The sequence below is a fragment of the Collinsella sp. SGI.178 genome, from assembly GCF_050313495.1.
In the GTDB taxonomy this organism is placed as follows: domain Bacteria; phylum Actinomycetota; class Coriobacteriia; order Coriobacteriales; family Coriobacteriaceae; genus Collinsella.
In genome coordinates, this window is the sequence record NZ_JBNPLM010000020.1 from 15,218 (window position 1) to 39,570 (window position 24,353).

18 protein-coding genes are annotated in these 24,353 nt (G+C 54.0%); 13 read left to right on the forward strand and 5 right to left on the reverse strand.

Going from position 1 to position 24,353, the window contains the following annotated elements; translation table 11 throughout:
- Positions 1–56: 56 nt before the first annotated feature.
- The 3 genes from serC to ACQRAQ_RS06670 form a co-directional block, all read right to left on the reverse strand.
- Complete coding sequence (gene serC, locus ACQRAQ_RS06660) at positions 57–1,181, reverse strand: 3-phosphoserine/phosphohydroxythreonine transaminase (RefSeq protein WP_427794328.1); 1,125 nt, start codon at positions 1,179–1,181, stop codon at positions 57–59.
- Between the two features lie 128 nt (positions 1,182–1,309).
- Positions 1,310–1,660, reverse strand: a complete 351-nt coding sequence (locus ACQRAQ_RS06665) for a type II toxin-antitoxin system RelE/ParE family toxin (RefSeq protein WP_427794329.1) — start codon at positions 1,658–1,660, stop codon at positions 1,310–1,312.
- Positions 1,647–1,949: a type II toxin-antitoxin system Phd/YefM family antitoxin gene (locus ACQRAQ_RS06670; RefSeq protein WP_427794330.1), complete on the reverse strand. Its 303-nt coding sequence runs from the start codon at positions 1,947–1,949 to the stop codon at positions 1,647–1,649. Before ACQRAQ_RS06670 ends, ACQRAQ_RS06665 begins: the two co-directional genes overlap by 14 nt.
- 382 nt (positions 1,950–2,331) lie before the next feature.
- On the opposite strand from ACQRAQ_RS06670, the gene ACQRAQ_RS06675 reads away from it, so the two are divergent.
- From ACQRAQ_RS06675 to ACQRAQ_RS06730, 12 genes are all read left to right on the forward strand, one after another.
- Complete coding sequence (locus ACQRAQ_RS06675) at positions 2,332–2,949, forward strand: DUF1819 family protein (RefSeq protein WP_427794331.1); 618 nt, start codon at positions 2,332–2,334, stop codon at positions 2,947–2,949.
- Between the two features lie 9 nt (positions 2,950–2,958).
- Entirely contained in the window at positions 2,959–3,573 is a 615-nt protein-coding gene (locus ACQRAQ_RS06680) for a DUF1788 domain-containing protein (RefSeq protein ID WP_427794332.1), read from the forward strand.
- 30 nt (positions 3,574–3,603) lie between these two features.
- Entirely contained in the window at positions 3,604–7,194 is a 3,591-nt protein-coding gene (gene brxC, locus ACQRAQ_RS06685; RefSeq protein ID WP_427794333.1) for a BREX system P-loop protein BrxC, read from the forward strand.
- A gap of 9 nt (positions 7,195–7,203) precedes the next feature.
- The gene (gene pglX / locus ACQRAQ_RS06690; protein WP_427794334.1) at positions 7,204–9,753 is read left to right on the forward strand and encodes a BREX-1 system adenine-specific DNA-methyltransferase PglX; all 2,550 of its coding nucleotides are present in this window, start codon (positions 7,204–7,206) and stop codon (positions 9,751–9,753) included.
- A gap of 9 nt (positions 9,754–9,762) precedes the next feature.
- Positions 9,763–10,416, forward strand: a complete 654-nt coding sequence (locus ACQRAQ_RS06695) for a hypothetical protein (RefSeq protein ID WP_147326623.1) — start codon at positions 9,763–9,765, stop codon at positions 10,414–10,416.
- Positions 10,417–10,565: 149 nt separating this feature from the next.
- A complete protein-coding gene (locus tag ACQRAQ_RS06700) occupies positions 10,566–11,534 on the forward strand; it encodes a hypothetical protein (RefSeq protein WP_427794335.1) in 969 nt (322 codons plus the stop codon).
- Between the two features lie 32 nt (positions 11,535–11,566).
- Positions 11,567–13,522, forward strand: coding sequence for a winged helix-turn-helix domain-containing protein (locus ACQRAQ_RS06705; protein ID WP_427794336.1), 1,956 nt, complete (start codon positions 11,567–11,569; stop codon positions 13,520–13,522).
- 4 nt (positions 13,523–13,526) lie between these two features.
- The gene (locus ACQRAQ_RS06710; RefSeq protein ID WP_427794337.1) at positions 13,527–14,750 is read left to right on the forward strand and encodes a hypothetical protein; all 1,224 of its coding nucleotides are present in this window, start codon (positions 13,527–13,529) and stop codon (positions 14,748–14,750) included.
- 3 nt (positions 14,751–14,753) lie between these two features.
- Positions 14,754–16,631, forward strand: a complete 1,878-nt coding sequence (locus ACQRAQ_RS06715) for an SNF2-related protein (RefSeq protein WP_427794338.1) — start codon at positions 14,754–14,756, stop codon at positions 16,629–16,631.
- Positions 16,632–16,646: 15 nt separating this feature from the next.
- Positions 16,647–19,268 (forward strand): BREX-1 system phosphatase PglZ type A, encoded by a 2,622-nt coding sequence (gene pglZ, locus ACQRAQ_RS06720; RefSeq protein WP_427794339.1) that lies wholly within the window; start codon positions 16,647–16,649, stop codon positions 19,266–19,268.
- A 27-nt stretch (positions 19,269–19,295) separates the two neighbouring features.
- Positions 19,296–19,520 (forward strand): hypothetical protein, encoded by a 225-nt coding sequence (locus ACQRAQ_RS06725; protein WP_427794340.1) that lies wholly within the window; start codon positions 19,296–19,298, stop codon positions 19,518–19,520.
- A 349-nt stretch (positions 19,521–19,869) separates the two neighbouring features.
- Positions 19,870–21,444, forward strand: a complete 1,575-nt coding sequence (locus ACQRAQ_RS06730; protein ID WP_427794341.1) for a hypothetical protein — start codon at positions 19,870–19,872, stop codon at positions 21,442–21,444.
- Positions 21,445–21,558: 114 nt separating this feature from the next.
- On the opposite strand, the gene ACQRAQ_RS06735 is transcribed toward ACQRAQ_RS06730, so the two are convergent.
- Together ACQRAQ_RS06735 and ACQRAQ_RS06740 are read right to left on the reverse strand one after the other, a co-directional pair.
- Positions 21,559–22,671, reverse strand: coding sequence for a TrkA C-terminal domain-containing protein (locus tag ACQRAQ_RS06735; RefSeq protein ID WP_427794342.1), 1,113 nt, complete (start codon positions 22,669–22,671; stop codon positions 21,559–21,561).
- 46 nt (positions 22,672–22,717) lie between these two features.
- Complete coding sequence (locus ACQRAQ_RS06740; RefSeq protein WP_427794343.1) at positions 22,718–23,161, reverse strand: cation:proton antiporter; 444 nt, start codon at positions 23,159–23,161, stop codon at positions 22,718–22,720.
- Between the two features lie 307 nt (positions 23,162–23,468).
- Between ACQRAQ_RS06740 and ACQRAQ_RS06745 the strand changes: the two genes are divergently transcribed.
- Positions 23,469–24,308 carry a metallophosphoesterase gene (locus ACQRAQ_RS06745; RefSeq protein ID WP_427794344.1) on the forward strand — a complete coding sequence of 280 codons (840 nt, stop codon included), beginning with the start codon at positions 23,469–23,471 and terminating at the stop codon, positions 24,306–24,308.
- Positions 24,309–24,353: the final 45 nt, after the last annotated feature.

A 24,353-nucleotide genomic window follows, 5' to 3' on the forward strand; every position in this document is an offset into this window, starting at 1 on the left:
GCGGGTTTGTTTATAACAAGTGGTTTGAAGTGGCTGGTCGGCCCGCGGGTTGCGGGCTAGTTAGATCGCGGACTCAAACTATGCTGCGCTTCGAAGTCCTTCATGTACGAGGCCAGTGCCTGCACGTCTTCCATGGTTACGGCGTTGTAGACGCTGGCGCGCATGCCGCCCACCAGGCGATGGCCCTTGACGTTTTGAATCTGGTGCTCGGCCGCGCCTGCGACAAAGGCCGCGTCGAGATCGGCGTCGCCGGTGCGGAAGGTGACGTTGGCGATGGAGCGGCTGCCGGCCTGCGTGGTGCCATGGAACAGCTCGCTGTGCTCGAGCAGGTCATAGAGCAGGTTGGCCTTGGCCCAGTTGCGCTCGGCCATGGCGGCTAGTCCGCCGGTCTGCTCAACCCAGCGGAACACCTTGCCGCACACGTAGATGCCAAAGGTGTTGGGCGTGTTGAGCATGGAGCCCTTGGCGGCCTGGGTCTTAAGGTCCATGTACTGCGGCGTCTGCGCAAAGGCGGGGCCATCGGCGATGAGGTCGTCGCGCACGATGACCACGGTCACGCCCGCGGCGCCGGCGTTTTTCTGAGCGCCGGCGTAAATGAGTCCGTAGCGCTCGACGTCGAGCGGCTGCGACAGAAAGCAGCTCGAGACATCGGCGACCAGCGGCACATCGCCGCAAGCGGGCAGCTCGTGGTACATGGTGCCAAAGATGGTGTTGTTCTGGCAGATGTAGACGTAGTCGATCCCGTCGCCCGCGGCCTCGGCGGCAATGCGCGCGTTGATATTGGCCATGGTGGGAATGCGGTCGAAATTGGTGTCCTCGGAGCTCGCGAGCAGCACGGCCTCGCCGTACTTTGCGGCCTCCTTGTACGCCTTGTTGGCGAAGTTGCCGGTCACGACGTAGCCGGCGCGGCCGCGGCGCATGAGGTTCATGGGGATGCCCGCAAACTGCAGCGTGGCGCCGCCCTGCAAAAACAGGACACAGTAGTTGTCGGGGATGCTCAGCAGGCGGCGCAGGGTTGCCTCGGCGTCGTCGATGATCTGCTGGTACATGCTAGATCGATGGCTCATCTCGAGCACGGACATGCCGCAACCGCGGTAGTCCATCATCTCGTCGGCGATCTCGGCGAGCACGCTTGTAGGCAGCGCGGCCGGGCCAGCTGAGAAGTTGTGCACACGTGCCATCTTCTAGTTCCCCTCGTAGTCGTTTGAACGTTCGGGATACTTTAGCACAGTGGAGCGCCAGGCGCGACCGCATCACGGTAAAACTCGACCGCGCCGCTATGATTTACAGGATGGTTACATGGGGGAGGCTACTTGAGTAGTTTGAATCTACTCAAAGGGTTCTTTCGATGGTCCTCGATTGCCAGGATGCTGATGTTTCGCTGCTCAACATCCACGTGGTAGTACACACCGTAGTGCGCGCAAAAGAAGACCCTGCAGTCAATGGGCGGAAAGGCTGCCTGATAGTAGGGGTCGTATTCTTCCCCAAAATAAGGATGCTTGGCTAGAAAGTCGATGAGGTTGCCGATTCTGGCGTAGACTCGCTCCGAAGGAATCTCGGCATAGGCATAGAGTGCCTCGTCAGTCATGACAACATCAAAAGGCTTATCAAGTTCGTCGAGCTCCGAGTAGAACTCGACGTCTGCGTTATCCAATTTCATGGCGAGCCGCCCTGATGCGATCTGCATCTGCCTTGGCCTGTTTCCACGGTCGCACACGACCGTTTACTAAGTCGTCGTAGCCACGCGTGATGGCTCGCTGGATGCGTTCTTCGCGCTCCTGAATGGCGGTTAGTGCGCGCGTCTGCTCGTCATAGGCCTCGGCATCCATGACGACAAGCGATGCCGATCCGTTTTTGGTTAGGTAGACGGGCTCTTTGGTTTGGTGGCAGCTATCTGCTATGGAACCAAAGTTGCGTTGCAGATCGGAAATAGGCTTTACGATAGGCATATGAAACTCCTTACATAGAATCATATGTATAGTTTTATCTTGATTATAGTGGATGATGGGGGTTCCAACGCGAACGAGGCGCTATGCCGATGCATGCTTCTATTCACAATCGCGTCTATGCTCGAAGGATTAAGCATGACTATCCGGTGAGACATGTCGTTTTGTGGTATCCACCCCGCCCATCAAGCCTGTCATCTCAACAGCTCCAGCAACCGCAATAAACCAGATCCTCTTTTTGCCGTTCACAGAATATTTTTGCCGTTCAGGGAGTTTTCGCAGCTAAAATGTTGCGCAACAAAATGTTGCTCAATGGATGCGAAGCGTTTTGTCGTATGAATCAAATGTACCTATTTGATCCGTCGAGAGGCTGAACGACATGAGCATGCCCACCACCTATCGTGGTTCTATGACACGCGAGCAGTGGCTTGTTAATGAGACGCGTGTCGTTGCGCGCCTCATGGTGGACGAGAACCTTTCTGATACGAAAGAGATAATTGAAAAGGTCACCGCCCAAAATCTCTTTCAATATCCTACTGAGCGCGAGCAAAAATCTATCACCCGTGCTTGCTGCCGCCGGTTGTTGGCTCTTAGCGAAGACGAAGACGTGCGCGCGAGCCTGATTAATCTTGCTGCGCATGGCTCGCTCGAACAGCTTGCGCAGGTTAACCTGTATGCAATGATGCGCGACAACCGAGTTGTCTGGGACTTTATGACGTGCGTGATTGCCCCTAAGTTCAGTCTTTTTGATCTCTCGCTTCGAAAATCGGAAATCGTTACGTTTATCGAAGGGCTTCGCGCGCAGGACGATCGCGTTGCAATGTGGTCGGATGCTACGTGCAATAAAGTGCGCCAAGTCCTCGTCAACTGTATAGAGGGCGCTGGATTGTATAGCCGCAAAACCGAAGCCCTTCGTCCGCCATTGCTCGATTTTGAGCTCGAGCGTTGCGTTCGGGCCAACGACGATGCCGCGGTTCTGCCTGCCTTTGGCATAACGGAATAGTGGTGCGAGATGACAGCAACCGAGTTGCCTTCAATCGACATGAGCTTTGAGCTCATTCGTTCCAAATTCCACGACCCTGAGTTTTTGAATTGTCGTGGCTTGGGTGGCGAGGTTCCACTCTATATCTATCCATATGCAGCTAGGCAAGAGGACCAGGTACGCGCTCTGACTCAGCAGCTAGTGGATGATAGCGCACACGAGCGCCGGATAAAAAACGACGCCCCAAACATTGTCTCGTTTGACCTGTGGAGCGTGTTTATCGGCATTTGCGAAAAACGCGGCATCTTAGAAAAGATGAGCGCCCTCGAGGAAAAACGAGGCAGCGATCACTTCTTGCAACGCATGCAGAGCCGAGTGGGGCCCGAGAAGTACCTCGAGTTCATTCACGACAGCTTTATCGAGAGATACGGCGAGCCAAAACGCGGGCGCGACGTCTTGATTATCACAGGCGTTGGCAAGATTTACCCGTTCATGCGTGCCCACATCATTCTTGAGTCTATTCAGCCGGTATTTTCCGATATCCCCGTCGTTTTGTTTTATCCCGGCACCTATGACGGGCAGCAGTTAAAGCTGTTTGGCACGATTGCCGACGGCAACTACTATCGCGCGTTTAACCAACTCTAAAAACGTTTCCGGTCATCGAAAGGCATTCCCATGAAGATCAAAGATATGTTTGAGCACGATATCGACCGAAACATTAACGGTGTTATTAAGGTCGATCAGGAGGATGACGGCAGTGTCAGGCAAGAGCTGAACGAATATGTTGTGACCGACGAGCTTCGCCGCCATTTCAAGACGCTTTTCGATGTGTATGTTCGGGCCCTCGATGCTCCGACGGACAAAGTTGGCGTGTGGATTAGCGGTTCGTTTGGCTCGGGTAAATCTCACTTTCTCAAGATGCTTAGCTACCTGTTCACGAACCGTGAGGCGGCAGGTAAAACTGCGATTGAGTATATTGCTCCGCGTTTTGAAGATGACGAACTTGCCGACAAAGCAAAGCGCGCGGCGGGCGTGACGACCGACGCTATCCTCTTTAATATGGGCATCAAAAGCCCGCTCAATAAGGATGGCAGCGCGGTTGCGCGCATTTTTGCCAAGATGTATTACGAGAGCCGTGGGTTCTACGGTGCAGATTTTAAGCTCGCTCGCCTGGAGCGTCGTATTGACGACGCCGGTAAAACTCAGGAATTCCGTGCCGCATTCGAAGAGATTAATCATAGCCCCTGGGTCGATGGCCGCGAGGACTACGACTTTAACTCCGACGACGTTATCGAGGCACTCAGTCGCACGGGCGTCATGAGCAAGGACGAGGCGGAGCGCTGGTACGAAATACCGGAAAGCAATGATTTTTCAATCGACCAGCTTACCGACGATATTGCTAAATACACCAAGCGTCGAGAGCAAGAATGCGGCGGCTCATATCGCATGATCTTTATGGCCGACGAGATGAGCCAGTTTATCGCGAGCGATACCGAGCTTATGCTGAACCTGCAGAGCATCGTCGAGGCGCTGGGCACCAAGTGTGGCGGACGCGTATGGGTTATGGTTACCGGACAGCAGGCGATTGATCAAATTACCAAGGTTAAGGGCAGCGACTTCTCCAAGATTCAGGACCGCTTTAATACGCGTTTATCTTTGAGCAGCTCGTGCGCCGATGAAGTCATTCGTCGCCGCATTTTGGCGAAAAATCAGGATGCGAACGACTTGCTGAAGGCTGAGTATCAGGAGCGCCCGGCGGTCCTCAACAACTTGTATAGCTTTAAGGATGCGGCGGCCGATCTAATTGGCTACGAGGGCGCCGAAGACTTCGCCAGCACGTATCCGTTTGCTGATTACCAGTTTAAGCTCATTCAAAAAATCATGGATGAGCTGCGCAATCACGGCGCGTCCGGAAAAAACAGCTCAAGCGCCGAGCGTTCCATGCTGAGTGGCTTTCAAGACTCCGCTCGATGCATAGAGGATAAGGACCAGAATGCCCTGGTTCCGCTTTGGCGTTTCTACAATACGATCTCGACGTCGCTCGAGGACTATCATCGTCGTGTAGTTCTTCGAGCGGCGGATGCCGCCCAAAAGGGGCAGGGTCTTGAGGAATGCGACATTCCGGTACTCAAACTGCTTTTCTTGATCCTGTATGTCGATAAGGACATGCCGGCAAACGTTGAAAACTTGATCACCCTAATGACCGACGACGTCCGCACCGACCGCATTGTCGTTCGCGAACAGATTTCGCAGTCCTTGGAGCGTTTAGTGCGCCAAAACTATGTGGCTCGTAATGGCGAAACGTATAAGTACCTGACCGACGAAGAGCAGGAGATCGCCCAGCAGATTTCGCGCGTGCAGCCGGACGCTACGAAGATTACGTCCAAGGCCGCGCAGATTATGTTTAGGCAGGTCTTCGAAAACGCTAAGGTGTCGGTCGGTAAAAACGTTTTTGATGTCGAGGAATATCTGGACGACACCCGTTATAACAGCGCATCGGGGCTGGCGCTGCGCGTGATTTCTGGCGTGGATGGCACCCCGATCCCTTCGCGCGAGGACCTGCTCCTTAGCTCTAGCAGGGGAGAAGCCATTGTAGTGCTCGATTCCCAGCAAGACTACTACGACTGCCTGTATCAGTCGGCATGTATTGAGCAATACCTCAATAGCCGTCAGGCAGACAATCGCAGCGAAGTGGTGGCTTCGATTTTGCGTGGCAAGCAGGAAGAGCGCGTCGCTCTGGATAAGCGTGCAGAGGAGCTTATGCGCCAGGCGGTGCTGCATGGAACGTTTTATGTCTATGGCGGTGAGTATTCTCCGGTCAAATCGGCGTCTGCCAAGAATATGATCGAGGACTGCGTGCGCCAGCTTGTCTCTGTTACGTACAGCAAACTGCCACTTATCGATAAAAACTACGACAGCGATATGCAGATCAAGCAGATTTTAACTGCGTACACTCCGGCAATGAATGGGCAAGAGCCCAATGCCGGGGCCATCGAAGCGGTTATGCGTTTGCTGGAAGCTCGCGCCGCCCAACATATGCAGGTAACAATGAGCGAGCTGCTCGAGACGTACCATGCGAAGCCTTATGGTTGGGCGGAGATTGACATTGCCGCCGTGGTCGCAACGCTGCTAGCGCAAAAGCGCGCTCGCCTGCTCTGCGCGGGGCAAGCGATTGATCTTAGGGATTCCAAGATTCTTGATTATCTGCGTAAGGCTGCTAAGGCACGACAGGCTGTTGTTGAGGCACGCCAACAGCTTTCTCGGGCAGCCATATCCAAGGCGCGACAGGCTGTAGAAGAGTTGAGCGGCAATCATACTCTGCCGCTCGAAGAGGACAGCCTTGCCGAGGCATGTCGCGGGGAGCTTGAAAAGCGCCGCGATAGCTTGGCGAGTCTCCTTTCGGTCGAGTACCAGCGTAACCCCGATTACCCGGGTCATACGGAGGTTGTGGATGCAAAGAACCTTATCGAGGGTTTATTGCAGAGCGGCCGCGATGCCGTCGACCTAATTATGGCGATCGCCGCAAAAGAGAACGAGCTGCGAGATGCGGCTGAAGATCTCGAGGATATTGACGAGTTTTTCGACAGCAAGGTGACTGTATTCGACGGTGCCTGCGAGATATTCAAGCAAATGGAGAGTGAGCGCGATTATTTTGAGGGCGCTTCGGAAACGCTGGATGCGCTTTCTGTCATTAGGGAAGCAGTTAAGCAGCCGAGTCTGAGTCTGCAGTTCCAAAAGCTATCCGAGGCAAACCTAAGGGTGAGGGCTGCCTACAAGGAGCTTTTGGACCAAAAGCGCATCTCCATGCTCAATTTTGTTGAAGAGCGCTATGGGGATATCGAAGTGTATGCCCAAAACAAGGGCGTCGCCCTGGCGCGCATCGGGGAGACCCACAGCGCTCGAAAAGATGAGGTGCATAATGCGACAACGCTGACCGCCCTGGATGCGGTGCCGGCCAAGCTCGATCGCGCTCAGACGGCACTGTACAGAATGATCGATGAAGCCTATGAAGAGGCGAATCGTCCCAAACCGGCAAATACGAGCGTGACGGTAACGATCGATCATTCGGGGATCGCTGCGCCTGGCCTGCCGAATGAGCCCCAATCTGTGCCGGCACCTAGGCGACGTGTTAAATCGGTGAGCCGCAGCATGGTCTTTAGGCCGCTGGAGCTGAGCTCGCAACAGCAGATCGATGACTATTTGGATGCCGCGCGCAAAGAGCTACTGCGAAGCCTTGAGGGTAATGACGCCATCCGTTTGGGCTAAGGGAGAAACATGGATACGAAAGATCTCGAAAAGTTCTGCCCTTGGGCACGCATCCGCTTAATTGACGAGGTGCGCCAGCGTTGCTATGCCTACGGACTCGACGACGCAGGGCGTGAAGAATTCAATCGCGATGCAACCATCGTTAAAGGCACGGTGCTCTCTGCGCTCGAGCGTTCGCAACGTTCGGAGCTATATCGCCGCATAGAGCATGACGGCTATGCGCGCTTTTGCGAGGAAATGGCCTATACCTGGTTTAATCGCTTTGCTGCAATACGCTATATGGAAGTGCGAGGCTATCTACCCTGTGGCGTGCGCATGCTAAGTTCATATTGCGAAACCTCGGAGTACGATAGTTTTTCGCCAGACTGCTTGCGTATGCCGACGGAGCTTGATCTGCCGGGCTTAGAGCGCGATCGCGTGTTTGACCTTGTCGCGGCGGCAGATGATGAGGCGCTGTTCCGTCTCATTTTGGTGGCGCAGATGAACGAGCTCGCCGAGTGCTTGCCCGCCATCTTTGGCCGCGTGGGCACAGCGGATGCGTTACTGCTTCCGACAAGGCTTTTGGACCGCGGTGAAGAAGGCGTACTGTGCGCTCTAGTCGAACGGATTGAACGCAGCACGTGGGAAAACGTCGAGTCCTTGGGTTGGATGTATCAGTTCTACAATTCCGAGGTCAAAGACGCATTCTTTAAATCTAAGGCCAAGGAGACGCCGGACACCATCGGTCCTGCCACACAACTGTTTACGCCCAACTGGATCGTACGCTACATGGTGCAGAACTCGCTGGGGCGTTTGTGGATGCTGAACAACCCGGGAAGTCCCCTGCGTGATGAAATGGAGTACTACATCGAGCCCGATGCGGAGCACGAGGACTTCATTAAAATCGAGAGTCCCGAGGATATTTCGCTGTGCGACCCGGCTTGTGGATCGGGCCATATTCTCGTTTACGCCTTTGAACTTTTGGCAAAGATGTATTTAGGGCGCGAATACCGTATGCGCGACATTCCCGGACTCATTCTATCCAAGAACCTCCATGGTATGGAAATTGACCCTCGCGCTGCCCAGATTGCAGGGCTTGCGTTGGCCATGTGTGCCCGAGAGATGGATAGGCGTTTCTTTGGCCGTGGGGTTCAGGCGGATGTTGCCGTGCTCGAGCCGGTTATGCTTGAGGAGGATGATATTCCGCACGGCGTCGCGCTTGCCAAGAAGAAGGATCTCATCGATGCCCTATCGCATCTGGACGAGGTCGGCTCGCTGCTCGCTCCAAGTGAGGGCGACCTTGCCGCACTGCGTGAGGCGATCGAACTCATCGGCACCGATGGTCTGTTTGACGGTAGTTCTAAAAATAAACTGGAATGTGCTCTTAAGACCTGCGAGATCCTCGCTCGCCGCCACGACTGTGTGGTGGCCAACCCGCCCTACATGGGCAGCTCCAGCTTCGGCCCCTTCATGTCCAAGTGGGTCAAGAAGAACTATCCCGACGTCAAGAGCGACCTGTTCTCCAGTTTTGTCGTTCGCATGTTCAATCTCGCCAAGGACCACGGCGAGTGCGGCGTCATGTCGCCTTTCGTTTGGATGTTTATCGGAAGCTACGAGAAGCTTCGCAACGAGATTATCGACAACAGAACGCTAACTTCTCTCATCCAACTTGAGTACTCGGGCTTCGCTGGCGCGACTGTGCCCATTTGCACCTACACGTTCCATAACTCATTCATCAAGGGCTACAAGGGCGGCTATGTGCGCCTTTCTGACTTTGTTGGCGCGGCCGTCCAGGCCCCCAAGGCCCTCGAGGCGATCGGCAACCCTGACTGCGGCTGGTTCTACCGCCGCGACGCCGAGACCTTCAAGCAGATCCCCGGCATCCCCATAGCCTACTGGGCTAGCGACGCGCTTCTGGATGCGTTTGAAAACGCAAAGCAACTCAGTGAGTACGGAAAACCGCGTCAAGGGCTTGCTACTGGTGAAAACGCTCGTTTCGTTCGCGAGTGGTGGGAAGTCGATGGTTGTAAGAGCGCCTACTCCTGTGGGTCTATTCAAGAGTCGATTGAAAGCGCTTGTAAATGGTTCCCCTACAACAAGGGTGGCGATTTTCGTAAATGGTACGGAAATAATAGCGCAGTTGTTAACTGGGAGAATGACGGATGGGAGATTCGTAATTACAAAGACCAGAATGGTAAATTGCTTTCCAGGCCACAGAATACAAACTGCTTCTTTAGTCCATCGATTACCTGGTCGAAGATTTCGAGTGGGTCTATTGCATTTCGCTTTAAGCCTGCTGGCCATGTGTTTGATGTGGCGGGTACAAGCGTTTTTAGCGATCAGAAATCACTCAAGTATCTTCAGGGAGCTTGTAACAGTTCTGTGATTATGCGCGTCGCGAGCATGCTTTCGGCGACGCTCAATTTCGAGGTAGGCCAAATCGCAACCTACCCGATTATTCAGAACGAAGAGCAGAAGCCGTTGGTCAACAATATGGTTGACTCGTGCCGCGAATTATCAAAAGCCGACTGGGACTCGTTTGAAACCTCTTGGGATTTCAAGCGCCATCCGCTGGTGTAGGTGTTTGCTGTGTCTACTGCCCTTATTTCTAAATATAAAAAATCAATTAGGGATTCAGCAATCTGGTCGTCTGAAGAAGTATCTATTATTTGGGATTTTTACGTTACCAAATCGGTCGCTACTTCTGCATCCCAGCAAAGAGCTGCTAAGGATTTCGGATTAAAAGAAATGCCGTTTGATACTCTTCTCGACTATTCCGGCGTTTTGGCGGAGAAGCGGGAAATGTTGATGGCTGACAGAATTGATGGCGTCCTAAAAGAATATGGATTTGTTTATATGGGCAAGGATCCCAATACTAAAGAGGTCGTCGAAATTCCTATTGAAATCGATAGCCCACGCCTGGTGTGCATGCAGCCGTATTCAATAACCGATAGAAATAAACCCGTTGCAAAGGGCGGAGGCAAGGGTGTGACCTTGCTGACCCATATGAGGAATTCGCTTGCCCATGGGTGTACCTATTTTTTTGACAATGGAAATATGCTGCTAGAAGACAGGGCTGCCGGTTCGAGCGGAAAAACGACAGCAATGATATTGCTACCGCAATCCTCTTTTCTCGATTGGATAAAAATCATCGATATCGATGGCAAGTATTATTTCCCAAATATCGCTAGAGGTGACTACCGAACCTTGGTAGTGCGATCAAAGCCCAAAAAACATGAGTAGATTGCATCCGAGATTCATTGAGCCGTTTTTGCATCGCTTTTGGATTTCCACAAGTTTCAAATCGGATTTCTTCATCCGATATTAATTTCTGCGGCGAATAGCATCTTGTGAAATGGCTTATCAACGATTTTGATGGTTTGGGGAAATTCATGTCAATCTTACTTTCCGATAAATACGAGGCTCGCAAGGCCGAGGTCAATGCTCGCTTTGAGCAGCTTCGTGCTAACGAGGAAGAGCTCAACCGAATCTTTGCCAAGATCTACAACATGGAGGGCGAGGTGCCCATCGAGGTCGAGGACAAGTACGTCTCGGTGGCGCGCATCTTCGACACCGTCGAAGAGATCCCCGAGAGTTACAAGGGCAACAAATACGTGCGTACCAAGCGCGACGAGATTACCTCGCTCATAAGCTATGCTGTGGGCTGCATGTTCGGCCGCTATTCGCTGGATGTGGACGGGCTTGTCCTGGCCGATCAGGGTGCTACGGTTGATGACTATCTGGCCAAGATGCCCGATTCCAATCACGTGACCTTTATGCCCGATGGCGACGACGTGCTGCCCATTACCGACGACGAGTACTTTGATGACGACATCGTTCGCTATTTTATTGACTTTGTGCGCACCGTGTATGGCGAGGAGACGCTCGAGCAGAACCTGTCCTTTATTGCCGAGGCGCTCGGCGGCAAGGGCACTTCGCGCGAGGTGATTCGCACCTACTTTTTGAAGGACTTCTTTAAGGACCACTGTCAGGCCTACAAGAAGCGTCCCATCTACTGGCTGTTTGACAGTGGCAAGAAGGGCGGCTTTAGGGCGTTGGTCTACATGCATCGCTATCGCCCTGATTTGTTGGCGCTGATTCGTACGAGTTATATCCATCCTCAGCAAGAACGTTACCGCAATCGGCTGATGTGGATTTCCGACCAGATAGAGGTGAGCGACAGCCGTGATCGTGCCCGTCTTGCTAAGGAGCAAAAGCGCATAAGCGACCAAGCTGCCGAGCTCGTGAGCTACGAGGAGAAGGTCCATCACCTTGCAGACCAAATGATTGAGATTGATTTGGATGACGGCGTTAAGGTCAATTACGCCAAGTTCCAGGACGTTCTCGCCAAAATCAAATAGTCGTCTGCGCGCTAGAAGTCGAAAGAGCCGCTATGGGAGCATCGGTAAACAACAATCAGATCATTCGAATCGATAGCAATCTTCTGCTCGATCCAACCATGTGCGATGCGTACATGGACGGTTCCTACTTATGCTTGACCCCCAATGAGTTCAACATCTTGTTTTGCATGGCTCAAAAACCGGGTCATGCGTTTTCTCGCCAAGAGCTGTTTGTTGCGGCATTTGGCCACGATGATCCTAAGTCGCATCGAGTGCTCGATAGCCATATCAAGAACATTCGCAAGAAACTGAAAGAAGACGCCCGCAACGCTCGTTGGCTTAAGGGTGTGCATGGCTATGGTTATCGTCTCGATTTTGCTCCGGGATTTGAGCCTGATGTGAGCGTTGGTGAGGGCGGGCGTGTATTTCGTTCTGCGCATGGCGACCGTGTGCTTGTCGTTGATTCTGAGAACCGTATTGTTCAACTCGACGGCGAGGAGCTTGCGCTTACGCCAATTGAGCATAGCGTCTTGAATGCGCTTACGGCTAGGTCAAACGTTGAGATTTCAAATGAGGAACTCTCTCAGATTTCGATGGGCGTTGGCTTCGCTGAATCGAATAGAGCTCTTGCTTCGCATGTTAAAAACCTCCGTAAGAAACTGGGAGATGAGGTAAAGAATCCCCTTTGGATTAAAACGGTGCATGGTTTTGGCTATCGGTTCCTGGGTGTCGATGAGACCCCCGCGCCATGCGAAGAACAAATGCTGGATGACTCTCTGATCGAGCTCTCCGAACAGCTGCAAATGGCATTTGATACAACGTCCGGTTCCATTCTTTTATGGCATGACGTTGGCGGTGCATACGCGGATGTTGTTGAGCGGCTATTGTTGCCCGACGATGTTGTGCTGATTCGCGAGGATGCTGTTAACAAATTTGAGACCATCCGAGCCGTTAACGAACTCGGCTTCGATGAACGAGCGCTGTTCTATCGGTCATCACCGTGCGTTGTCGATGCGAACGATTGGTTTGCGGACGTTGAAGCGAGTGCTGAGAGCTTTGTCCCCGAGACGCAAAGTGATCTGGTCGAAGCCCGAGAAAACGTTATTGAAGATGATGAATGCGGGCCGGCCGCGGCGGCTCCGCGCGTTGCTGTGGCTGAAGACGTACATCCCCAGCCGTTCCATGGCGAGCGTGTTGATACCGGATCTGAAGGCGCCATGGCCAGTGAGCCAACTCTTCCCAAGCTTGATGAGGATTGGTACCTGCTTTCCCAGTTTGCGGAGCTGGCGGGATGCTCGCCCGACGAAACGCTCAAGGTAGAATTGTTTGCCTATCAAACGGGGTTCACGCTTTACGCTGACTGTGCCTGCAGAGGTAGGGGTGTAAGCCAGACAGATTTCTACCTGTCTTTGATGCACGGAGCCATCGTCGAGCACGATAGCCTGCCTCAATCCATGTTGAACTGTATGTCCTTTAAAAACATGGTCTATCGAGCCATTAGGTCGGGCGACTTACTTGACTACGATGAGTCGAGCTGGATTACACGCGATGGTCTTGATGAGCTTGATATTAGGGATGCCGATTTGCGCAGCTTTGCATTGGATGCCATCGAGCGTGGCGCTGAGGACGATACGCCCTACTTTACCGTGCCGTCGCTCAGGCGCTGCGCATCCGATTTGCCCTTACTCGAGTATGGTCTATCCGATACATTTTACGAAAGCGCCCTCTTGTCGCAGGAGGACTTGCTGGGCCACGGAAACCTTGTGGGCATTAAGCTCTTTGCGCCACGCGGCCATCCCATGAAGGGCCGTGATTTTATCCAGGCGGTGGTGGCGCGCGAGATATCGATCGATATCGACGATCTTGTCGACTTGCTTTCGGAAGAGTACGGCGTAGTGGTTCCGCGTGCGCAGCTCATCCAGATAATCCGTAAGTCGGACTTGTTTTATTCGAGTGCCAGCGAGCGAGTATTTGTTAGTCATGACCAGTTTGTACTAGAAGTGGAGTAAGACAATGGAAATGGAAAAGTTCATCAAGACAGGCATTGCCGAGGGTTGGGTTCGCGAAACCGGCAATAGCGAGCGCAAGTTTATTGGTGGCCAGAACCAGGATTGTCCGATTTACGAGGTGCGCGTCGATAAGCTGCACTTTAATGTGCAGAACGGGCGAATTGCTACGTTCATTTCGCGCTATCAGGCGGAGCATCCCGAAGGTTTGCCCCAGGATCAAACGGAACTCGATAACCTTATTGCTGATATGGTCGAGGCCGATAACCCCAAGCATCTTAAGACGACCATGTTGGATATTAAAAACAAGGGCCAACAACAATCTGCGATCATTCTGACCAACGGCGTTGTCATTGACGGTAACCGTCGTTTTACCTGCTTACGTAAGTTGTCTGCTGCCGAAAACACCCTTCGCATGCTGCGTTGCTGTGTGTTCCCCGATACCTATGACGAGAACGCCATTAAGGGTCTTGAGCTCGAGATTCAGCTGGGCGAGGACACCAAACAGGAATATGATGCCATCTCTCGTCTGGTCGATATCGATAGGTGGGTCAACGAAGGACGTATGACGGCAGAAGAATATGCCAAGCATGCCAATATGAAGCAGAGCAAAATGAAGAGCTGCCTCGCTCAAATTGATATGTTGAAAGATTTCCTTGAGTTTTGTGAAGCTCCCGGGGCATTTCATATTGCTCAGGACCTTAAGCTGCAAGGCCCTATCGAGGCGCTTACGAACGGGCTCGTGAAGGTCAAGAACAAGGACAAGCGAGAAGAAATTAAAAACGCAGTGTTTGTTAATTTAATGTGCCAGACATTCGGCGACGCGACGCGTGGGGTTCGCGAGTTCATCGATAATCTGATTGCTGACGACAAACTGCGCGAAGAGCAGCTGGATTATGCCGTTGAGGTTTTGGAAAGGCTTGCGGAAAAGCCCAGCGATGTAATCGTTACCACGGAATATCTTCGTGATAAGTATGGCTCTGATACCCGCTTGAAAGAGGGAATGAAGGCGTCTAGAAATGTAGCGCGCGCTAAGGCCGGCAATCGTAAGATCAAAAACGGACAGGTGCGCGCCGTTCGCAATGCGCTCTCGGATGTTAACGATGTTGACGTGGAAATACTGCACAAACTGGAGCCCGAGCAACTTGCTGATATGCAGGATGGGCTGCAGTCTCTTCTTGAGAAAGCCCAGGAAGTTCTCGATGCCGTCCAAAAGACTCTAGAAGGCTAAGCAATGCGCCTGTATCAGCGAAACGGACAAATCTATCTTGATCCTGATCCTCTTGATGCCGACTCCCTTCGTCGCAATGCTCGCTTTAAGATGACCTGCAGGGCATACGTCAGGTGTGTCGTCCAGGGCCACATTTTGCTCGAAGAGATCGGCAACTATACGGAGTTCGAAAAGATTGTTGGCAAGCTATCGAAGGTTGCCAGCCGTCTTGGTGTGGCGCTATCGGTGGATGAGGACCTTCAGGACGGCTTTACGCAGATTCGCGAACTTGCCGAGCAACGTTCGCGTTTGGGAAACGAGATCAAGCGCGGCGACCACAAACACGATGCCCATCTCGCAGAGTTCTCGGAGGTCGTCGATACCGCCATGGCGCGTCCACTTAAGGATCGCCAGATGCGCGACGCGTTTTTCTTGGCAACGATGGGACGTGCAGGCAATTTCTCGGTGCCGGGGTCGGGTAAAACGGCGACCGTTCTTGGTGCGTTTGCCTTTTTGGCGGCCCGCAACATGGTCGATCGCATTATGGTCGTGTGCCCTAAAAACGCATTTGATTCCTGGGCGACGGAGTGGAGACTGTGCTTTGGTGATAAGCGGCCGCTTAGCTTGTTTACGACGCAGGACGATGCTTACCGAAAGCTTGGAAAGTCTGACCGTCGGAGCTATATTCGCGCTCGTGTGGGCGGTTGCAATTTGCTGCTTGTGAATTACGAGGCGGCTATTGGCGTTGCTGAGGAGCTCAGCAAGGTCGCTGGAGAGCGCACGCTTTTGGTGTTCGACGAAATCCATCGCGTTAAGCGCGTTGGCGGAAAGCAAGCTAACGCCGCTCTCGTGGTTTCCAAGAGTGCTCCCTATACGTTTGCCCTGACGGGCACGCCAATTCCTAACGGATATATCGATATTTACAATATGTTGCACATTCTGTATCCGCGGGAGTATGACAACTTTTTTGGCTTTGAGAAAAGCGAGCTCAAAAACGCCGAGGGCTCGGACATTGAGCTCGTGAACAACAAGTTGCAGCCATTTTATTGCCGTACGACTAAGGATGACCTAGGCGTCCCGAGGGCCGAGCCCGACGAGCTTATCAAGGTGTCGTCTGGCGAGCGTACGGATCTACTGCTCGGCGTTATTAAAAACCGTTACCGTCGCAACAAGCTGACCTTGATGCTGCGTGTGCTGCAGATGGAAAACGATCCGATCGACCTGCTCGAAACGCTTAATCCCGAAGACTATCGTTGGATTATCGAAGAAGACGAGGAGACCGGCGAGGTCGATGCCGTCGACTACTCCGATAAGATCGTGGGCATGATTCGATCTGCCGGGGCATCGAGCAAACGTGCTCGTTGCTGCTCTCTGATTGGCGACTTGGTGGCACAGGGGCGCTCGGTTATCGTCTGGTGCATTTTCATCAAGAGCATGCTCGATCTTCAGCGCGGTCTGGCTGATATGGGGATTGAGGCGCGTACGATTAACGGCCAGGATGACCTTGTCTGTCGTTCGGCAGACCTGGATGACTTTAGGGCTGGCAAGTTTCCCGTACTCATCACCAATCCTCATACGCTTGCCGAGTCTGTCTCGCTGCATTCGATTTGTCACGATGCCGTGTACTACGAGTACAGCTTTAATCTGGTCCATTTGCTGCAGTCCCGCGATCGAATCCACCGTTTGGGCCTGCCGCAAGATCAGCAGACAAGGTACTACTACCTTTCGGAAGATTACGACCTTGGAAAACCCGATCCGTGGTCGCTTGACGAGGAAATATATACTCGACTGCGCGAAAAAGAGAACACCATGCTCAGGTGTATTGATTCCGAAATACTCGAGACGCAGCCTACCTCTCAAGAGGATTTGGATGCTATTTTTGCCGGTTTGTTTGATGACTAGTTTTGAGAGTTTGCCATGAAGCTTGCAGATATTACATCCGAGCTGCTGCATTTGTTTGCAGGTCAGAACGCCGATTGCGGGGGCGCCATTGTTGTATGGCATGATCCGTCCGGTGAATTTGAGGATGTGATTGCAGATTTGGAGCTGCCGGGTGTCAGCGTTCTCGTTGATCGCGAGGGTGGTCGGTTTGCTATCAAGCGTAAGCTCAATGGTGACTTGGGCGGTCGTAAGGTGCTTATATATCGTCGCTCCGCGGGGGAGCCGTCTGGCGATTGGCTGGCGGATGTTGAAGCGCGTTGCGTCCCGTTTGCTGCCGACTATGTTTCTGTGCAGCTACGCGAGATCGGCGCAGTTGATTCGTATGACATGCGCGCGGCGCTTGAGTCCCATAAAGCCTTTTTTGCCAAGCGCCGCAACGTTATAAAGCTCAACAAGTTGCTACATTCATCGAGAGAAGTCGCTGTTGAGACCGTCGATGAGCTTGAACTTGGCATTTTGGCTACTTGCCTGGGTGCCAGTGAGTTCGATCCCGCGGCAATCGTATCAGGCTATTTGGCACTCCTGCACGAGGGCAATGCTGATCAGGTGGTTATCTTACTTACTGAATATGAGATGAATGGCTATTTCTGCGAGCTCATTCGTCATTGGTGTGGTTTTGATGGGAACGCGCTCGAGCTATCTCGTGTTCCCGAGTTGCTGGTCTACGTGTTGCTCACCGCCTGCTCACGGTCGGTGACGGGTGGATGTCTGGACGCGCTGTCGGGACGTTTCTCTTCCCAGGCTGTTCATGCCGCGTTCTGCCGCGCTTGCGTTGATTATTGGGTTCGTGGCGGTAATCGTCTATTGCTGTTGAGTATGACAACAGCGGTTGAGCGTGAGCTTGAGCTTGGAAAGATACTCGCTGACGTTGGTCTTGACTGTATTTCAGGGGCCGACGTCTTTCCCTGCATCGATGCCACCATTCTGCGCATGCTGTTTGAGCGGGTGCGTCTGTCTGTGGACGTTGCTGATGAGGTGTTGTCGGTCGTCGCCTCTCGTCGCGGATCGCTCTGGTATGAGGAACTTGCCTGCTATTATCGCGGCGTTTCGGCTGCAGCTCATATGCAGCGTTTTTATCGCGACCATGTAGAAGGTTTTGCGGGCATGGGGGCTTTGGCCCTTTGGGGTTCTTATGCCAGCGATTTCTATCGCATGGACGCTTGGTACCGTGAGCTGGTGACAGAGTTCGCCGGTGCCTTTAGAGCGGGGGAGTACGAGCTCGATGAAGACTTCCGCGCCTGCTTTGAGTCGATGGAAGCTTTGTATAAAGGCTGGTTTCTTAAGGAGCTCTCTCGCCGTTGGGCAAGCGCGTCGGGCGACGCATTGGGCTTGCAGGGATATGTGAAAGATATTCCGCGTCAGGTTGATTTTGATCTGAGCTACGTTGAGCCTGCGAATCGCCGTGGAAAGCGTATTTGGGTCATCGTATCTGATGCTTTGCGCTATGAGGTTGCTGCAGAACTCGCCGAGCGTCTTGAGCGCGAGACAAAGGGTCAGTGCGAGCTTGGCGCCGTGCAAGGCGTGTTTCCTTCGATAACCAGATGCGGTATGGCTGCCTTGTTGCCTCATGGAACGATGCGTTACGAGGCATGCGGAGAGGGGGGATCGGGCTTTGGCGTGTTTGTTGATGGGGGGCGCGTCGATACTATCGATTCTCGCCAAAAGGTGATTGGCGAGCATTATGAGGGTGCTGTTGCGGTTCGCTATGACCGTTTCGTCGGCGAGATGGACCGTGCCGAACGCAAGAAGGTCGTAGGAGACGCGAGTGTTGTCTATATCTATCACGATCTCATTGATGCCATTGGTGACAAGGCCGCAACCGAGCGCAGGGCGTTTCATGCCTGCGATGAAACAATTGACGAGTTATCGGTGCTGGTCAAGCTCATCGTGCGTGAGTTTATGTCGTCTCGAATCATCATTACGGCAGATCATGGGTTTCTGTACACCGCAGAGCCGCTTGCCGAATATGATCATACGAGTGTTGCGGACGTGGCGGGCGACGTCATTGAGGCTGGACGCCGCTGGGCTGTTGCCTCGAGCGATTCTGAGTCCGATACGCTGCTTAAGGTTGCTCTACCCGCTTCTGCTGATAGCCTCGTGGGCTTTTCGCCACGTGAATGCGTGCGTTTGCGACGTCCCGGCGGAGGCGAGAACTTTGTCCATGGCGGCATATCATTGCAGGAGATGTGTGTGCCGGTTTTGACTTTTAGCAATAAGCGCGCCGGAACGCGTGGCTTTGTCGCATCGAGCCCCGTTGGCTTGTCCCTCGTTACGCAACTTGAATCCATCTCGAATACGTCTTTTTTCCTGGAGTTTCTGCAAGATGAGGCGGTGGTCGGCAAGATCCTTCCTGCGAACTATGAAGTGTTTGTTGCCGATCGCAGCGGAAACCCTGTAACCGACATTGCAAGAATCGTAGCCGATTTGACTGAAGTCGATGCGAGGACGCGCCGCTTTAAGGTAATGCTGACGGTGCGTCCAACCGTTGAACTTGATGAACGCGCGGAGTATGCACTTTGCCTGAAAAACGCGGATAGCGGCGAAGAGCGTGTTCTTCAGACGCTGCACTTCCATGTTTATCTGGGTCGTGAATGGTAAGTGGGGGCTGAATGGGGAGGTTTCACCATGAAGATCGAAGTTGATGTGGACCAACTGCGCGAGAGCCTGCTCGATCGCGCTGGGAGCGCGGCAGGCGTGGGCTTTCCGGCCGCCATGCTCGACGTGATGGATATCGAGGATGAGTCCCCTCAAGAGCTCCTAGCCCGAGCCGAACACGAAGGCCTCGACCTCCGTGATTTTGCCGCGGGCGACGATACGGACTACGACTACGGCGCGGACGAAGGCTGGTAGCCACAGCCACCCCTCAAGCTCATCCCCCCAATAACTTGCGGTGAAATAGGGACTAAATTGCGCTTTGGAGTGCATAAACAGTCCCTACATCACCGCAACTTTTTTGATTTGTGCAGCTATTAAAGTCTGTGGTAACGTTTGGGGCTCAAAAGGTACCGCTCGCACTTGTTGCTCAACAAATGGCGTGGTCAGCTGGGCTAAGTTAACACATGTCGACATTGGTCGCGGGGCTGCTTGCCATAGGTGAACTCACTTAATTACGTGACGAGCATCCTGAATGTAGCGTTATGCGCTTTTCCGGACAAGGCCTATCGACCATTCGATTTGTTTCAGTACGAAAGGACGAGCAATGTACACACCCCATCAAAGTATTCTGATTTACAGCACGAAAGATGCTCGGGATGCTATTCTTGGGCAAATGGCTGACAACCTGAATGCATCTTTCGAGATTCCTGAGGATCCTCGGGCGGGGGTTTCGTTTTCTGGTGATAGCCGTCAATTGTTTGATCTTTTGGGCTGTAGCGAGACTGACCACATTGGCCCCGATTCCCATAACGTTTATTTCGGACGTGACGATTACATTTCCAAGTGGAAGGTTCGGGAGCGCAAATTTGGCGATATCGTACTGCTTGAACTGCTTATTGAATGTAAAGTCGATTGGTGTGGCAATGCCGTCGATTTGGATATCGAAGAGGTTGTCAATCTCCTCCCAAACGTTTTGAAGGGCATTTCTTGTGCCGTCGATGTCTATGACTGTTGCACTGGCTGTCCCAAGTACGACAGTCCTCTCTTTCATAATGGGCAGACAAATGAGCTAGCTCAGGTCAAGTTTTCACCCGATGACCTCCGCCATGCGAATAAAAAAGGTTTTGCATATGGTAAACACCTTATTCACGGCTATCGGGTCAACGCCGTTGCAGCCCTTTGCTCGCGGCTATTGTTCGGAAAATGCGATCATGTCGATCCGCCCTACTTTGCCTCTCTGGTTGCCGATAACGATGTCGAGAAGATTACGGCCATTGTGGAAGATCCCGACTATGCGTTTATTGAGGACTACATTGAATGGGACAAGCTTTTCAAAAAAGGCCATTTCGACGGAGCTATGACGATACTGAGGCTGAAGGATATAAAGCGGACCATGAAGCAGCCCGGGTTGCTGCTCGCGCACTTTGTTGCACTCGACGATATTGATAGCGTCGAAGTAATTCTTGATAAGGTCTCTATCGGCAAGCGTTCTAAAACTGGTATCTGCAAAGAGCTGCGCAAATATCCCGATAATGCCTCCAAGCAGCTTGTTATCGACCGCCTTGAGCTGCCAGAAGAGGAAGCACGCTATGACGATCCCAATTTGAGGGATCCGCTTGAGCCGGTAAAGCCCTGTGCCGGCTATTTTGAGGCCGAAACGCAGTACCTCGGTGTTCGCGTGACCCTAAAGGACGGAACGGTTCTAAAGGACGGCACGATCGACTATTGGCAGTACATAGGCGTCAAGGCGACAAAGCAGAGAAACGAAGCGCGCCAAAAGCTGTTCGGCCTCTGTAAAACCGGCAACGATGTCGTTCGCGCGCTCTGCGTAATGTTCCCCACTTCCACAGAGTGGGTCAAGACTGTTAAGACCGCCAATAGGCCGCTGGAAAAGGAAGCTTTCTGCGGCTTGCTCGGCGATGTTGCGCGGGGGTTGAAGGCAGTCGAATCCGTCGACCAGATTGACAATATCGTGGCGCTGGGAAGAACATACGGCCCAGACTTTTCGGTGACGACCGACATCGACCCGCAGCTTGACACGTTCTATGAGCCCACGTGTTTTGACGACGGCGGAGTGTCCGGCTGGAGCGCGATCGATATGTATGACGACTTTACCGAGAACGCATGGGACCTCAAGTGGGATTTCACCACAGGGGAGTGCGTTTACGGCAAAGGCTAGGGCGTTGAGCGCAACGGCTCCTGTGGGATGATGCCGAGCGATTGTCTGAAGTTGCATGGGGGGTGGCAATGCGCGCCCCCCATGCTTTTCGAGTTCGCTGAAATCGGCCTGTGGCTACGACGCGAGCGTGGCGATGACGGCTTTGTCGCCGGCGTATATATGGGTGTTGCCGTCGGGGATGATGGTTTGGCCGTCGCGCTTGAGCATCACGACGATAAACGGGTGCTTGCCTTGCGGCACGTCGCGCAGGCGCAGCCCCGCCAGGCGACCGTGGGGTGTCACGGTGACCTCGCGCAGCGTGACCTCGGCACGCTCTTCAAACGTCGGGGCAGCCATCACCAACAGGTCACCTTCCTTGATCACAGTATCCCCGTTGGGCAGTACCGGATGCGCGCCATCGCGCAGCACCAGGACGACGAGCATGTTCGTAGCGTTGCCAATATCGGCAAGCGAGCGCCCGGCAAACGGATGGCCCGCGCCCACCTTGAGCTTAACGAACGACATGCCGTCCTCGTCGCGGTAATCGTTAAAGGTGCGGCGCACGTCGCCGGCCGCATCGATCATGTCGAGCTTTTTCGCCACTGCCGGCAGCAGCGATCCCTGCACCACAATGCTCGACACGGCAATTACAAACACCAGGTCAAACAGGTCGTGCCCACCGGGAACGCCGGCCACCACGGTAAAGAGGCTAAACACGATCGAAGCCGCGCCACGCAGGCCCGCCCAGCTTACGAGCGCCACCTGGCGGGGGTTTGTCTTATAGGGCGCCAACAGCAGACCGACGGCGATGGGGCGGCTCACAAAGAGCATAAACGCCATGAGTGCCAGGCCCGGTAGCAGCATTTGCGGCAGGCGCGCGGGCGTCACGAGCAGACCGAGCAAAAAGAAGATGGTCATTTCGGCCATCTCGGTGAGGGTGTCAAAGAAGTGCGCCAGCTCGACCTTACCGGTGATGTCGCTCGCACCCAGCACAATGCCGGCAAGGTACACGGATAAAAAGCCGTTGCCGCCTAGGTAGCTCGGCAGCGCGTAGGCGACGATGGCCACGGCGAACAAAAAGATGGTCTGCGCGCCCTCGGCCGTTGCGTGTGCGCGCTCAATCAGGCGGCCCGATGCCCAGCCGATGACAAGGCCCAGGCCCACACCCAGGATGATCTGCTTGGCGAGCAGCACGGGGATGTTAATGTCGCCGCCGGCCGCAAGGGTTGCGAGCACGGCGGTGAGCATGTAAGCGACAGGGTCGTTGGAGCCCGATTCGACCTCGAGCAGCGAGTCAGTGCCACCCTCTCAGCGACAGACTGTGCTCGCGCAGCACGCTAAAGACGCTCGCTGCGTCGGTGGATGCTACGACCGAGCCCAGCAGCAGGCCGCCGATCCAGTCGAAGCCCAGTGCGAAGTGCACAAACGCGCCCGTGATGCCGGCGGTAATGACGACGCCGAGCGTGCTCAGCAGCACTGCAGGTGCGGCGACAGGTTTGGCGCGGTCGATATTGGTGTTAAAGCCGCCGTAGAACATGATGAACAGCAGCGCCGTGCTGCAGACGGTTTCGGTAAGCGCGTAGTCGCTAAAGTCGATGTGCGCCGGACCGTTGACGCCCAGCAGCATGCCCAGCGCGATAAAGATGAGCAGGGTGGGGAAGGGGAGCTTTTTGCCGACGGGTTTGATGGTCAGGCACAAAATGATGACGAGGCCTATAAAGAGAAGTATCTGGTTCATGGATAGTGTCCGCTCCTGGGAGGTTGGCGTGGCACGGTCAGTTATCTGCGGTTATTTGTACCCAAAGATGGTGGGTTTATGGGAACGGATTGCGGGCGTGCGCATTTTCGACACGAGGCTGCGGCGTGCGCGAAGCTGGCCGGGAATCAGCTGCCGGCGGTGCACCGAGAACGGCGCGCGCGACCGTTGGCGACGCGTGGCCCTTCCCAGCTTTATTGCAACGGAGTACAATGAATAACGTTTAAGTTCAACTTGAAGTTTTAGTTGTGGCTCCGGGCTTCGGCCGTAATGCAGGGAAAGGCGTTCCATGGCGATCTATGTGACATCCGATGCTCACGGGCACGTGCGCGCGCTGGACGAGGCCCTTTCCAAGATCTCGCTAACGTCCGACGACACGCTGTACGTGTTGGGTGACATGATCGATCGCGGTCCCGATCCGGTCGGCGTCATCAACTTGGTGCGATCGCTGCCCAACGCTCGCGTGCTTAAGGGTAACCACGAGCAGATTATGCTCGACGCGATCATTGGCCAGGACCCGCTCGATGCCGAGACCTGGGATATCAACGGCGGATGGACCACGCGCCAACAGCTCAACGAAATGGAGTTTGAGGCATACGAGGAGCTGGTACGCTGGGCTGCTGCCCTGCCGCTCTATGCGGTGGCAGAGACTGCTGAGCGTCCGTATCTGCTGGTGCACGCCGGTATTCAGACCGAGGCAGCGCGTGCGTTTTTGCTTGAGCATGGTGTCGATTGTGCCGACGGCAGGGGAGCGGTCGATGCCGATAGCGAGTTGCTGCAGCAAATGCTTGCCGTGCAGTCGTCCGATGACTTGCTGTGGATTCGCCATGGCTATTGGGATGCCCCGACGGGGCTGCTATCTGCCGAGGGCAAGGGTCCGGTCGTGGTGAGTGGCCACACGCCCACGGTGTCGCTGGGGCGCTATTGCGAGGTTGGCGGCCTGGCGGGGCTCGATGAGGAGTCGAGGCGCGGACAGATTGTGCGCTTGGGCGGCGAGGATACCGCCGGCGTTCCCGACCGCATCGACATCGACTGTGCCGCCGCCACCGGCTCCGAGTTCGGCCGCGTAGGCATTCTGCGCCTGGACGACGGGGCCGAGTTCTATGCAAACATTCTCCCTGGCGAGTAATCGGTGCAAAGGGTAGCTAATTTGGGACGGGGCTTTTTTGACTAC